This window comes from Mesorhizobium newzealandense (assembly GCF_042682145.1).
Lineage (GTDB): Bacteria > Pseudomonadota > Alphaproteobacteria > Rhizobiales > Rhizobiaceae > Mesorhizobium > Mesorhizobium newzealandense.
In genome coordinates, this window is sequence record NZ_JBHUGZ010000014.1 from 258,431 (window position 1) to 271,747 (window position 13,317).

Consider the following 13,317-nt stretch of genomic DNA (forward strand, 5'->3'; position numbering starts at 1 on the left):
CGCCATGTTGGACAAACCTGCCTCGGCCCTGCGCCTTCGCGAAAGACTGCTCGATTCTGAGCGGCTGATGGAAGAGACCGGCTGCTATGACGGCATCACGGAACTCACCCTGCGCAACCAGGATCCGCTGAAATTCGAGACGCTGCACACCAAGCTGCGTGCCTATTGCGTCTCGGCCCGCGAAATGGCCCGCCGCATCTCGGCCTCGCCCGGCGTGCGCGAGGTCGGCGAAATGGTGGTCGCCATCTACACGCCCGAGGGCGACGCAATCGCGCTCTCCAACGGCATCATGGTCCATGTCCATACGATGAGTCGTTTCATCAAATGGATGATCAAGAACAATTACGAGGAAAACCCGCGCATCCGCGAAGGCGACATCTTCGCCAACAACGACGCCTTCATCGGCACCGTGCAGGTGCCCGACGTGATGGACGTGGTGCCGATCTTCCATGAAGGCACGCTGGTCGGCTGGGCCGGTGCCGTCTGCCACGAGCTGGAAGCCGGCGGCATCACGCCCGGCGGCGACGTCTGCCTGGCCCAGGAGCGCTTCACCGAAGGCCTGTTCGTCTGCGCCGAGAAGATCGGCGAGAACGACGAGATCCGCCGCGACTATGTCATCCGCTGCGAGCGCAATCTGCGCATGCCGATTTACTGGGTGCTCGACGAAAAGGCCAAGGTCGCCTCCTGTATCGACATGCGCGAAAGCGTCAAGCAGCTGATCTCCGAGATCGGCCTCGACTACTGGATGAAGGTGTCGAAGGAGTTCATCGAGGAAGGCCGCCGCGCGCAGCTTGCCCGCACCCGCCAGCTCACCGTGCCCGGCATCTATCGCGGTCACACCTTTTATGGCCACGTCACAGCCGGCAAGCCCGGCTTCCAGCTGCTCGGCGATCCGGATTGGCTCTACAACATCCCGATCGAGATGGAGATCACCACCGACGGCAAGATCACCATGGACTTCGAGGGCACCCAGCCCTGGGGTTATCACTCGATGAACTGCACGCCGGCCGGCATGGATGGCGGCATGTTCGTCACTTTGACCCAGCACATGAATTTCGAAGGCCTGGTCAACGACGGCGCCTGGATGGCGACCGAGCTGAAATTGCCGCATGGCACCTGGACCAATCCCGACAACGAGATGGTGGCGACCGCCACCTCATGGGCGTTGTTGCTGCCGGCCTATGGCGTGTTCCAGCGGCTGCTGTCGCGCAGCTTCGTGGCGCGCGGCTTCGTCGAGGAGGCCTTCGTCGGCCAGGTCAACAGCCCGATGATCGAGATGGGCGGCGAAAGCCAGTACGGCACACCGTTCGGCATGGCGCATTTCGAATGCGCCGCCGCCGGTTCCGGCGCGCTGGCGATCAAGGATGGTCTCGACACCGCCTATGTCGGCTGGAACCCGGAATCCGACATGGGCAACATCGAGGTCTGGGAACAGTCGATGCCGATGGTCTATATCGGCCGCTCGATCGTCCCCAACTCGGGCGGCGCCGGCAAATATCGCGGCGGCTGTTCCTTCGTCTCGACCTGGCTGATCAACAAGACCTCGCATTTGCGGCTCCACACTTCGGAGCACTCCTCGCGTGTGTTCGACAATGGCGGCATGTGCGGCGGCTATCCGGCACCAACCTGCCAGAAGCACCGCGCGGTGCGCAATTCCAACATCCACGAACTGGCGGCCAGGGGCCAACCGCTGGCGCATGCGCCCGGCATCGACCCGCATGTCTCGGACTATGAGAAGAACATCGGCGGCGACCATGTCGTGGTCGAAGGCCCCTACATCACCTCGCCGCACAAATCCGGCGATATCTTCAGCCATTCCTACAATGGCGGCGGCGGCTATGGCGATGTGCTGGAGCGCGATCCGATCAAGACGGCCTGGGATGTCGAGAACGGGTTCCTGACCCGCGAAGCGGCGGACCAGGTTTTCGGCATTGTGCTGAAGGATGATGCCGACGGTTATCCCACGGCCGATATCGACGCTACGGTCGAACGCCGTGCCGCCATGCGCAAGCAACGTTTGGCTAAGGCGATCCCGGTTTCGGACTGGATCGCCGCCGAGCGTGATCGTGTCGAAAAGGCCGACTTCGCCCCCGAGGTGAAGAAAATGTATGCCAGCGCGATCAAGCTGTCGTCGCGCTTCACCAAGGATTTCAGTGATTTCTGGAACGTCGATGCCAGATCGATCTTCACGCCGGGAGCAAAGCCATGACCTCATACAGCAAGGAAGTCATCCGCGATCTGGCGGCCGGCCAACTGCCCTGGCCGCAGACCCGGCGCATCATGAGCGCCTACAAGGACGATGACCGCTTCTTCAAGATGGTCGCTGTCTACCAGGATCGCGTCGCCTGGAAGGACCCGATCCTGCTGCCGGTCTCCGACCACCTGTTCATCTGCCAGAGTGGCGACGAGCGCGTCACCCGTTGCGAATGCGGTCATTCCTTCGGTGACTACCGCAAGAACTGGAAACTGAACGCAGCGATCAACGTCCGCAACACCGAGGAAGCGCTGCGCGAGATCTATCCGAACAGCGATCTTCCCGATCCCGAATGGATGGAAATCCGCGAATTCATATGCCCGCAATGCGGCACGCTGCACGAGGTCGAGGCTGCGGCACCGGGCTACCCGATCGTGCATGATTTCGAACCCGACCTCGAAGGTTTTTATCGCGAATGGCTGGGAAAACCGCTCCAGGGAAGCTGATGTTGTGAACCGCGTCGCAGGCAAGGTAGCGCTCGTCACCGGGGCCGGCATGGGCCTCGGGCGGGCCGCTGCGTTACTGCTTGCGGCCGAGGGAGCCAAGGTCGTTACCTCTGACATTGACGAGATGGCCGCCCGCGAAACGGCGGGCCTGATCGATCAGAGCGGCGGCGAAAGCCTTTCTCTTCGCCACGACGTTTCGAACCCCGACGACTGGCCACAGGTGATGGCGGCGGTCGAGCAAAAATTCGGGCGGCTCGACGTGCTGGTCAACAATGCCGGCATCGCCATTGCGAAAAACATCGAGGACACCTCGCTGCAGGAATGGCGGCGCACCATGGCCGTCAATCTCGACGGCGTGTTCTTCGGCTGCCAGCAAGGTATCGCCCTGATGAAGCAATCGGGTGGCGGCTCGATCATCAACCTGTCCTCCATCGACGGCATCATCGGCGAGGCCGATCTCGCCGCCTACTGCGCCTCCAAGGGCGGCGTGCGCACGCTGACCAAGGCGGTCGCGGTGCACTGTGCCGAGCAGCGCTATGGCATCCGCTGCAACTCCATCCACCCCGGCTACATCTGGACGCCGCAGACCGAAAACTATCTGCGCGATCTCGGCACGCTCGACCAGGAAAAGGCCAAGGCGCTGGCCCGTCATCCCATAGGCTTCCTCGGCGAGCCCAACGACATCGCCTACATGGTCCTCTACCTCGCTTCGGATGAATCGAAATTCGTCACCGGCTCCGAAATGGTCGTCGATGGAGGCTATCTTGCCGTGTGAATCTCAAATCCTCTCGGGCCTGCTTGCCCGCACCAAACCGTTCGGAGACCAAGCCTGATGACAAACCTTTCCGGCCGCAGCGCGATCGTCACCGGCGGGTTCTCCGGCATGGGCTTCGCCATCGCCACGGCGCTGGCCGAAGCCGGCGCCAATGTCGCTGTCGGCTCCTACATCGCGCCCGCCGGGACCGACAAATCCGATGCCGCCTATTATCCCGGCGTGGACGAAATCGAGCGCGTGCGTTCGGCCCTTGCCGCCCACGGGGCCAGGGTCCACGCAGCCCATCTCGACGTCCGCGACAGCGATGTCACCACCCGTTTCGTAGCGGATGCCGTAGCGGCTATCGGACCCGCCGATATTCTGGTCAACGCCGCCGGCACCACCGCCGAACAGCCGGTCTGCGGCCATTCCGACGCGCTGTGGGACAAGATCGTAGACACCAATCTCACCGGTGCCTTCCGCGCCACCCGCGCCGTGCTGCCGGGCATGATCGAGCGCGGCTGGGGCCGCATCGTCAACATCGGTTCGACCGCGGCTTCCGTCGGCTGGAAGGACAATCCGGCCTACTGCGCGTCCAAGGCCGGCCTTCTCGGGCTGACCCGCTGCGTTGCGCTGGAAGGGGCGGCGCATGGCGTCACCTGCGTCATGATCAGCCCGACCTGGGTCGAGACCGAACTAATGCGCCGCAATGTGACGCAGGTCGTCGAGCGCGAAGGCAAGGGGCGCACCGCGGAGGAGGCGATGGCCGAAATCGCCAGGGGCAACCCGCAGCAGCGCATGCTGCAGCCGCAGGAGATCGCCGCTCTCGCCGTGTTCCTGTGCTCGGATCTGGCCAAGGGCATCACCATGGAAAACATACAAATCACCGGCGGAGCACTGTGGTAGCGTTCTTGCGGGATGGTTGCGGTCTTCATGGGAGGAGGCCGGCATAAGGTAAGGAAAAAGTCCAACCGACAGGGGAACTGATATGAAAAAGACCAATGTCTTGAAAGGCGCCGGCATCGGGCTGGCACTTCTGCTTGCAGCCAACACGCAGGGGCGAGCCGCCGAACTCGGCGCCAAAGACGAGCCGATCAAGCTCGCCATGCTCGAATGGACCGGCGCCCATGTCTCCACCCACATCGCCGGCCAGTTGCTCGAAAAGATCGGCTACAAGGTCGAATACGTTACCGCCGGCAATTTCCCGCAATTCTCCGGCCTTGCCGACGGCTCGCTAAGCGCCTCGGTGGAGATCTGGCTGAACAATGTCGGCGACATCTATCCGAAGGTGCTGGCCGAAAAGAAGATCGAGGACATCGGCAAGCTCGATCTCGAAACGCGCGAAGGCTGGATCTACCCGAAATTCATGGAGACGGTCTGCCCCGGCCTGCCCGACTGGTCGGCGCTGACCAAGCCCGAATGCGTGCAGGCATTGTCGACGCCGGAGACGGCGCCCAATGGCCGCTTCCTCGACTATCCGGCCGACTGGGGTTCGCGGGCCGCGACCATCCTGGCGGACAATTCGATGCCTTACACCGCAGTTCCGGCAGGGTCGGAAGGCGCGCTGGTGGCCGAGCTCGAATCCGCCGAGGCCGCCAAGTCGCCGCTGGTCATGATGTTCTGGGGTCCGCACTATGCGCTCGCCGAAAACGACGTCGGCTGGATCAAGATGCCGCCGTGCAAGGAGCAGACCAACGAGCATTGCATCACGCCGCCCGATGTCGACAAGATCGTCTGGTCCGGCTTCGGCGCCAAATGGCCTGCAGCGCTTGCCTTCCTCAAGTCCTTCAAGATGGATGCCACCGAACAGCAGAAGATGATGCTGGCCGTCGACAAGGACGGCAAGGATCTCGACGCTGTGGTCAAGGAATGGGTCGACAAGAACGAGGCTGTCTGGAAGCCCTGGGTGGACGCGGCCAAGGGATAGACGGCCCGATGTCCCGCCGTTTGGGCGGGGGTCGATTTGCCAGCCCGGCTCCGCGTCGATGCGTAGCCGGGTGCTGGTCGATTGAGGGCTTAATGCAATGACCGCCGCGCCGATCAAGCTGGCCTGCCGCAATGTCTGGAAGGTCTATGGGCGCCGCCCGGCCTACTATTTCGATTCGCGCGGCTACATCATCGAGCCCGATGCGTTGGCCGAGCGGCTGCGCTTGGAAGCGCATCTGCCTGCCGTGGTCGATGCCACGTTCGAGGTCGCGACCGGCGAGATCTTCGTCATCATGGGGCTTTCCGGCTCCGGCAAGTCGACGCTGGTGCGCTGCCTGTCGCGGCTGGTCGAGCCGAGCGCCGGCGAAATTCTGCTCGACGGCCAGGACCTGCTGAAGGCCACCGGCAAGGAGCTCATCGAACTGCGCCGCCACGCCATGGGCATGGTGTTCCAGAATTTCGGCCTCCTGCCGCATCTCACCATTCTGGGCAATGTGGCGTTTCCGCTGAAGATCCAGGGCAAGCCGGTGAAGGAACGCGAAGCCCGCGCCCGCGAGATGATTGCGCTGGTCGGGCTCAAGGGCCGCGAGGCTTCGTTTCCGCATCAGCTTTCAGGCGGCCAGCAGCAGCGCGTCGGCATCGCCCGCTCGCTCGCTGTCGGCCCGGAACTGTGGTTCCTCGACGAGCCGTTCTCGGCGCTCGATCCGCTGATCCGCCGGCAGATGCAGGACGAATTCCTGCGCCTGCAGCGCATGCTGAAGAAGACCATCGTCTTCATCACCCATGATATGGCCGAAGCCTTCCGACTGGCCGACCGGCTCGCCATCATGCGCGCCGGCAAGATCGTCCAGATCGGTCGCCCGGCCGACATCGTGCTCAGCCCGGCCGACGACTATGTCGCCCAGTTCACCGAGGACATGCCCCTGCTGCGCGTCATCAGGGCCGGCGACCTGGCGACGTCGCTGAATGGGGCAGCAGTGCCCGAGGAAAGCGTTGCCGCCGGTGCCAGCCTGGAGGAGCTCATTCCGCGGCTGGCCTCGGGCGTTCGCGCGTTCAGCGTTCCGAGCGAGGGCGCCGGCCCGCCGGCGCTGCTCACCGCCAGCGCCGTGCTTGCCGTGCTGGAGCGGGAACGGACAAGGCGGACCCGGTCATGACGGCGCCGGCCGCATCGTTTCGATCCTCGCCGATGGTCGCAATGGAGCCGGCTCCTCTGCCCTGGTGCGCCTTGATCGCGCTGACCGCGTTGTGTCTTGTCCTCAAGACCGATTTCCCCTGGCTGGTGACGTTTCCCAAGGAATGGACCTTGCCGCTCGCGGCAGGCGTGAACGCGGTCACCGACGCTGTCGTAACCGTCGTCCAGCCGGCGTTCCGGGCCCTTTCCGCCGCCCTCGAAGCGCCGATGCGTGGCGCTCGCCTCGTCCTGGTCTGGCTGCCATGGCCGGCGGTGATGCTGGCGGTCGCGGCGCTCTCCTTGAAATCCAGCGGCATCAGGCTGGCAGTCTTTGCCCTGCTGGCTTTGACCTACATACTGTTGGCCGGCTATTGGCCGCAGAGCATGAGCACGCTGTCGCTGGTGCTGCTCGCCGTGCCGATCTCTACCGTACTCGGTTTCGCGCTTGGCGTGCTTGGTCATATCAGCCCCAGGCTGCGTCCCGTGTTGTTGGGCGCGCTTGACCTGATGCAGACCGTGCCGGCCTTCGCCTATCTCATCCCGCTGCTTCTGCTGTTCGGCTTCGGCCCGGTGGTCGGGCTGATCGCCAGCGCCATCTATGCGACGCCGCCGATGGTGCGCAACACCATGCTCGGCCTCGACCGCGTGCCTTCCGATATCAGCGAGGCCGGCTTGATGAGCGGCTGCACGCGCCGCCAGCAATTCTGGCATGTCGAAGTGCCGACGGCGCTGCCGCAAATCCTCGTCGGCTTCAACCAGACGACGATGGCGGCACTCTCGATGGTCATCGTCGCTGCCATCATCGGCGGCTTCGAGGACATCGGCTGGGAGGTGCTGTCGTCGATGCGCAAGGCCGAGTTCGGCCAGAGCATCCTGTCGGGCCTGGTGATCGCGCTGCTCGCCATCCTCATCGACCGGCTGACCATCGGTTTCGCCAGGGCGCGCCTGACCGGACCGACGGCGGCCATGACTTGGATGACCTTCCGACGGCTGGCAATTGTCCTGGGCCTCGCAGCGGCGCTGGCGATTGCCATTCGCTTCTTGTGGCCGGACGAAACCTTGCTGCCGGCCACGGGGCTGCGCATGCAGGTCGGCGGCATCAATCAGTGGCTTTTGGGCCTCGTGCGCGACTATGCCTGGTTCTTCGACGGCCTGCGCAACGGCGTTCTCTATTGCCTGCTGCTGCCGCTCAGGATCGGCATTTCGGGCGCCGCGGTTCCCGCCATCTGGGGGTTCACCTTCTCGCCGACCGCGAACGCGGCCTATGCCGTCGTCGTCCTGCTCGCCTGCGCCTTGCTGCTGCACCGCTTCAACTGGCGGCCGGCGCTGGCTGTTCTGGTCGCCGGCACGTTGCTCTACACCGGCTTTCTCGGCTTCCCCTGGCCTGTCTTCATCCTCGGCATTGCGCTGCTTGCCTTTCAGGTCGCCGGCCTGCGGCTGGCGCTCTTTGCCGTGGCCGGGTTCCTGCTGATCCTCGTCAACGGACTGTGGGGCGCGCTGGTCCAGTCGCTCTATCTCTGCACGTTGGCGGTGCTGCTTTGTCTTGTCATCGGCGGCGCGCTCGGCGTCTGGGCCGCCTACAGCGAGCGCGCCTCACGCATCCTGAAGCCGGTCTGCGATGCGCTGCAGACCATGCCGCAATTCGTCTTTCTCATCCCGGCGCTGATGTTTTTCAAGGTCGGCGAGTTCACTGCACTGATCGCCATCATGCTCTACGCCATCGTGCCGCCGATCCGCTATGTCGAGCATGGCTTGCGGCATGTCCGGGCCGATGTCGTCGAGGCGGTCGAACAGATGGGCGCGACCCAGGCGCAGACGCTGTTCCAGGCAAAGCTGCCGCTGGCGTTGCCGGTGGTCATGTTGGGGCTTAACCAGACCATCATGGCGGCACTGTCGATGCTCGCCATCGCCGCCCTGGTCGGCACGCGCGATCTTGGACAAGCGGTCTATGTCGCGCTGGGCAAGGCCGATGCCGGCATGGGCCTGATCGCCGGCCTGTCGATCGCCTTTCTGGCGATCCTTGCGGATCGCCTGATCCAGGCGGCGGTGGCCGGACGAGCGACGACCTGATCTCCGCGTTTCCCGCAGGCTGTAAGACAAGGTGACCGGATTTGCCATTGAGCGCAGGGCGCAATAGGTTATATTGCACCGCACAATGGAGACGCCGTTTATTGCACGCCCTTGTTTGCGGAAATGCCGGCTGGCCAATGGCCCGCCGGCCCTGGGTCGCGCTGGCGGGACTCTGAGATGAAGATTCCAAAGTCCTTGCTGGTCGATCCCGACAAGAACTCGGTCTATGGCAGTTTTGCCGTGGCCGTCTCGATCTGGGCGTTTTCCTACTCGGTCATTTTTGGCCAGGTGCTGATCCTGGCCTATTACGCGGTTTGGCTTCCGCTCATCCTGGTCGACTACCGGCGGTTCCTGCGGCAGCTGTCCAGTGCCTGGCTGCCGCTGCTGTTTGCCGCCTATGTCTGCTTCTCGGTCTTCTGGTCGCAGGCGCCTGGTGTCACCGCGAGGACTTCAATCCAGTATTTTTCCCATATTGCCTGCGCCTACGTCGCGGCGCGCACCGTCAGCGTGCGCACATTGACCATAGGCGCCCTGGTCGGGATATTTGTCGTCCTGCTCTATTCGCTGCGGGTCGGAAACTATTCCGAGGACGTTCTCGACGGCACCTACAACTTCGTCGGCGCGTTCGCCTCCAAGAACCAGATCGGCTTCGTCGCCTCGCTCGGCATCTATTTCTGCGTTGTATTCATTGCTTTTTACAGGCGCGGCTGGTTGAGCCTGGTCCTGGCTGTGCCTATCGTTCTGTTATCGGCCTATCTGCTGGTCGTTTCGCATTCCGCGACCTCGATGGCCTCGATACCGGCGGTTCTGGCGCTGGTGGCGCTTCTTGCCATGAGCAAACTTCTGTCACGGCGCTACCGCCGGGTGATCTTCCTTGTCGGCGCCGGCCTGCTGGTCGTGGTTGCCTTCGTCGCCTTGAATCTCGGGCTGATGGACTTCGTCCTTGGCCTTTTCGGCAAGGATTCGACGCTCACAGGGCGGACTTATCTGTGGGAGCAGGGCTGGAACGCGGTGCAGAAAGCACCGATTCTCGGCGTCGGCTATGCCGCCTATTGGGTGCAGGGCTTCGCCGAAGCCGAGCGGCTGTGGAATGAATTCTACATCACCACCCGAACCGGCTTCCACTTCCACAACACCTATATCGAAGCGCTCGTCGAACTCGGCTTCGTCGGGGCGACGCTGGTCTCGCTGCTCATGCTGCGCACGCTCTACGGCCACGTCGCGGCGGTGATCTTCGGGGCATGGCAAGCGGATTCGGTGATCCTCATCGGCGTTATGGTGCTGCTGCTGATCCGCTCCTTCGTCGAGGTCGAGATCCTCAACCCCTACATCATGGGCTCTTTCCTGATGTATTTCAGCTTCTTCAAGCTGGCGCGGCAGCCTGTTACCCGCACGCGCTGGAGCCCCTCCTTCGAACAGGCGGAGGCGGCGAAGAGAGAGGCTGCCTGGCCCAGGCATGTCGGCGGTCCGGCGGTGGCCGACCAGTCATGATCGGGCGTTTCGCGAGCTGAAGTCGGACTCGTGCATCTCGCCCAAAACTGCGCTGCGGTTTTGGACGATATGCATAAAAAAGCAAAAGCTTCAACGCGACGCGCTTAAGGGCAGATGTTCTGCCAGGCATGGTGCTCGGGCGAGAAGTCCATCCCTTGGCGGCATGGAGCATGAAACAGATAGAGCCCCGTACCGATACCGGTACGGGGCTCTGAATCGAAACGCTGGATCGTGCTGGGGGTCGCGGGTTTACTGGCTGGCCATCGGCGCCAGCTTGACCTTGATCACGTCGCCGGGCAGCACCGGGGTATCTTCTTTCGCCGCGATTTCGCTGGTCTTGCCGTCCACGACCCGCACCAGTGCGTAGAGCAGGCTGGATTGCTGGTCGGTGTCGCTGGCTACTCTCGTCGCGGGATCGCTGGCCTGGGCCATCAGGCCTTTCTGCATATTCACCTTCAGCGCGGCCTCGTTCAGGTCGGCTTCGGTCTGCTGCCGGTCGGCGGCGAGGCTTGAACTCAAGGTGTTCTGGGCATCGATGGCGTCCTGCGCGGCCTTGCTGATCGCCTGCTTGGCGGTGAGGATGGCCGTTTCGTAGTCCAGGATCTTGCCCTGCAGGTCGGCGACGGACTGCCGCGAATCCAGCAGTCGGGCGTTGGCGATCAGGCCTTTCTGAGCCAGCGGACCGATGCTGGTGAGTTGCTGCTGTGCCAGGTCGACCTGCTGCTGCTGGTTGACGATCTTCTTCTGCAGCGATTCGATCTCGGACTGCAAAACCCCTTTCAGATCGTCGAGCGCCTCAAGCTTCAGCTTCAGCGCCTTCTGGTCGGAGGTCAGGATCGTCATCTCGTCGGCGACGATGGCTTGCAACCGCGGATCGCCCTCGACCTCCTTCGGCACGTCGAAGCTCGCCTTGCCGGCCATATCGGCGTCGATGCGGGCGCGCCTGACGATCAGCCGAATGCGCTGGTCGTCAGAGATATCGAAGTTGCCCTTGGCGGTGACCAGGTCCTTGCCGAGTTGCGGACCATAGTCGGCGTTTCGCCTGATGCCGCCGGCGACGCTGATCGCCTTCAGCACGGTCAGGTCGGGCACATAGGGAAATTGGCCGGGGTTCTGCACCTCGCCCGAGATGTAGAATGGCCGGAACTGCGCCATTTCGACCGAGGCTTCCGGCTTGTCCGACAAAGCGAGCTTGCGCTGCAGCGCCGCGCCGATCGCCGCGGCGATTTCGGACGTGGTCTTGCCGGATGCCGGCATCTCGCCGGCGAACGGCACGGACAGCGTTCCGGACGGGCCGACCGTGTACTCGCCATTCACCGCCGACCAGTCACGGAATGTGCCTTCGACGGTCTGCCATTCGGCAACGCGGATGGTCAGCTTGTCCTGCGATCCGAGGCGGTATTCGCCGCCGGCGGCGATGTGAGGGATGACCAGCGACACGGCAACGCATGTGGCCAGCAAACGCGCCCGCCGCAGGCGGCCGGAAAACGGGCCGCTGCGAAAGGCTTCGAACATATCTGTTTTCAACTGAACGTTCCGATCCGCTTTAGCCCCATCGCCCGATGAGCTTGCCGCCGCTTGTCTGGCATCGCGGCCGGTCAGTAAGAGCCGCGCGACATCCAGACGGCCGGGACGGTCTTGATGATGATGCGAACGTCCTCGAACAGCGACCAGTTCTCGACATAGTGGCGATCGAAGGCGACGCGGCTGTCATAGGACACATCGTTGCGGCCGCTGACCTGCCACAGGCCGGTCAGGCCCGGGCGGGATTTCAGATAATACACTGCGGAGGTGCCATAGATCTCTAGTTCGTCGCGCACGACCGGCCGAGGTCCGACAAGGCTCATGTCGCCCTGCAGGATGTTGATGATCTGCGGCAGCTCATCGAGGCTGAGTTTCCTCAGGACGGCTCCGACGCGGGTGACGCGCGGGTCGTTCTTCAGCTTGCGGGTCGCTACCCATTCCGCGTTGGCGTCCGGGTTGGTGGCGAGATAGGCGGCCAGCACCTTGTCGCCATCGGGAACCATGGTGCGGAACTTCAGGCAAGGAAAAATCCGTCCGCCGCGCCCGATTCGCCTGTGACCGTAGAAAATCGATCCGCCGTCGGAAAATTTGACGAGCAGAGCGACCATGACAAACAGCGGGCTGAGAGCGATCAAGCCAATCAGTGAACCGGTGATATCGAAACTGCGTTTGAGCAGGCCGCCGATCGGCGGCGGAAAATCAATGTCAGCCTGCGAAAAGCCCGCGGTGGCCGACTTGGCAACGTCCCTCATGCCGTAAACTCCATGCGTTGAACGAATGGTTCGCCGCAAGATACCAAAAAAATGTTGCAGCGCAACACACAATTTACCAACCCGTTGAAATAGTCGCGTCATGAATTGACCAAATAATAAGCTAGACATGCACAAATTTCGGGATATTTAGCATATTTGTGACAATAAACGGGCACAGTCGAAAAAATAAGGACCTTTTTGGGGCGATTTTTGGGCAGGCCTACCTATATGCCGAGATGTGGTGGGCATTAGTGCTTTAGCGCACCATGATGCTTGGGGAAAATCATATAAAATACTACTTAATATTGCCTGGGTTACTCGAAAATGATGACGGCCGGGGACCGGCTTATATCCCGCCGCGTGCATTGCAGCATGGCTGAGTCGATCGCGAAAGCTCAATCAAAAATATCTGGCGTTGCCCTTGCCGCCTACTGCTCGCTTTAATAGAATTGCAAATTATATCTGTCAGAGTTGCGACAGGTAGAAAAGGCCGGAAGCAACCGGCCGAGAGTGGGCGACCTTAACAAGCCCACATGACAAGGGACGGCGCTCGGGTGGGGCAAACGTTAAATATACCCGAGCCGGTTTATGGGCTGTTGGGTATGGCACTTCCAAAATTCATCCTCGGGATGATATTCGCTCTTGCAATCGTCGTCGGCTGGTCCTGGCTGGGCGGTGCGTCGATCGGCACGACGCTGATGCGCGTCATCATCTGCGCTGTTGTCATTCAGGCGGGCTACTTCGTGCTCGTCTATGCCATGATCGCCAGGAGCGCGCCGACGCCTGCCGAGAGGAGTCGCGACGCCGAAAGAAAGCTCAATGCGCCCGAGGTGACCGAAGGCCAGAAGCTGGGCGCCAGGCGAAGCCTGCATTAGGCCGTGTCGATAGTCAGGCGGTGCCGGCCTGAGCTGAATCTCGACAGATCCCAA

General features: G+C 62.5%; 11 protein-coding genes. 9 read left to right on the forward strand and 2 right to left on the reverse strand.

The annotated features are described in order from the left end of the window. Positions 1 to 4: 4 nt before the first annotated feature. The 8 genes from ACFSOZ_RS21865 to ACFSOZ_RS21900 all read left to right on the forward strand — a co-directional run bounded on the left by ACFSOZ_RS21865 (position 5) and on the right by ACFSOZ_RS21900 (position 10,112). Positions 5 to 2,209, forward strand: coding sequence for a hydantoinase B/oxoprolinase family protein (locus ACFSOZ_RS21865; protein ID WP_379101414.1), 2,205 nt, complete (start codon positions 5 to 7; stop codon positions 2,207 to 2,209). Beyond that, the gene (locus ACFSOZ_RS21870; protein ID WP_379101416.1) at positions 2,206 to 2,700 is read left to right on the forward strand and encodes an acetone carboxylase subunit gamma; all 495 of its coding nucleotides are present in this window, start codon (positions 2,206 to 2,208) and stop codon (positions 2,698 to 2,700) included. Before ACFSOZ_RS21865 ends, ACFSOZ_RS21870 begins: the two co-directional genes overlap by 4 nt. A gap of 4 nt (positions 2,701 to 2,704) precedes the next feature. Further along, complete coding sequence (locus ACFSOZ_RS21875) at positions 2,705 to 3,475, forward strand: glucose 1-dehydrogenase (RefSeq protein ID WP_379101418.1); 771 nt, start codon at positions 2,705 to 2,707, stop codon at positions 3,473 to 3,475. A gap of 57 nt (positions 3,476 to 3,532) precedes the next feature. Continuing rightward, a complete protein-coding gene (locus ACFSOZ_RS21880; protein ID WP_379101420.1) occupies positions 3,533 to 4,360 on the forward strand; it encodes an SDR family NAD(P)-dependent oxidoreductase in 828 nt (275 codons plus the stop codon). 82 nt (positions 4,361 to 4,442) lie between these two features. Further along, positions 4,443 to 5,381, forward strand: a complete 939-nt coding sequence (locus ACFSOZ_RS21885; protein WP_379101422.1) for an ABC transporter substrate-binding protein — start codon at positions 4,443 to 4,445, stop codon at positions 5,379 to 5,381. A gap of 97 nt (positions 5,382 to 5,478) precedes the next feature. Then, positions 5,479 to 6,534, forward strand: a complete 1,056-nt coding sequence (locus ACFSOZ_RS21890; RefSeq protein WP_379101423.1) for a quaternary amine ABC transporter ATP-binding protein — start codon at positions 5,479 to 5,481, stop codon at positions 6,532 to 6,534. Beyond that, the gene (locus ACFSOZ_RS21895) at positions 6,531 to 8,621 is read left to right on the forward strand and encodes an ABC transporter permease (RefSeq protein WP_379101425.1); all 2,091 of its coding nucleotides are present in this window, start codon (positions 6,531 to 6,533) and stop codon (positions 8,619 to 8,621) included. Before ACFSOZ_RS21890 ends, ACFSOZ_RS21895 begins: the two co-directional genes overlap by 4 nt. Before the next feature lie 177 nt (positions 8,622 to 8,798). Further along, positions 8,799 to 10,112, forward strand: coding sequence for an O-antigen ligase family protein (locus ACFSOZ_RS21900; protein WP_379101427.1), 1,314 nt, complete (start codon positions 8,799 to 8,801; stop codon positions 10,110 to 10,112). A gap of 249 nt (positions 10,113 to 10,361) precedes the next feature. On the opposite strand, the gene ACFSOZ_RS21905 is transcribed toward ACFSOZ_RS21900, so the two are convergent. Further along, entirely contained in the window at positions 10,362 to 11,627 is a 1,266-nt protein-coding gene (locus ACFSOZ_RS21905; protein ID WP_379101692.1) for a polysaccharide biosynthesis/export family protein, read from the reverse strand. A gap of 83 nt (positions 11,628 to 11,710) precedes the next feature. Beyond that, positions 11,711 to 12,388: a sugar transferase gene (locus ACFSOZ_RS21910; RefSeq protein WP_379101428.1), complete on the reverse strand. Its 678-nt coding sequence runs from the start codon at positions 12,386 to 12,388 to the stop codon at positions 11,711 to 11,713. A gap of 602 nt (positions 12,389 to 12,990) precedes the next feature. On the opposite strand from ACFSOZ_RS21910, the gene ACFSOZ_RS21915 reads away from it, so the two are divergent. After that, the gene (locus ACFSOZ_RS21915; protein ID WP_379101430.1) at positions 12,991 to 13,263 is read left to right on the forward strand and encodes an exopolysaccharide production repressor exox; all 273 of its coding nucleotides are present in this window, start codon (positions 12,991 to 12,993) and stop codon (positions 13,261 to 13,263) included. Positions 13,264 to 13,317: the final 54 nt, after the last annotated feature.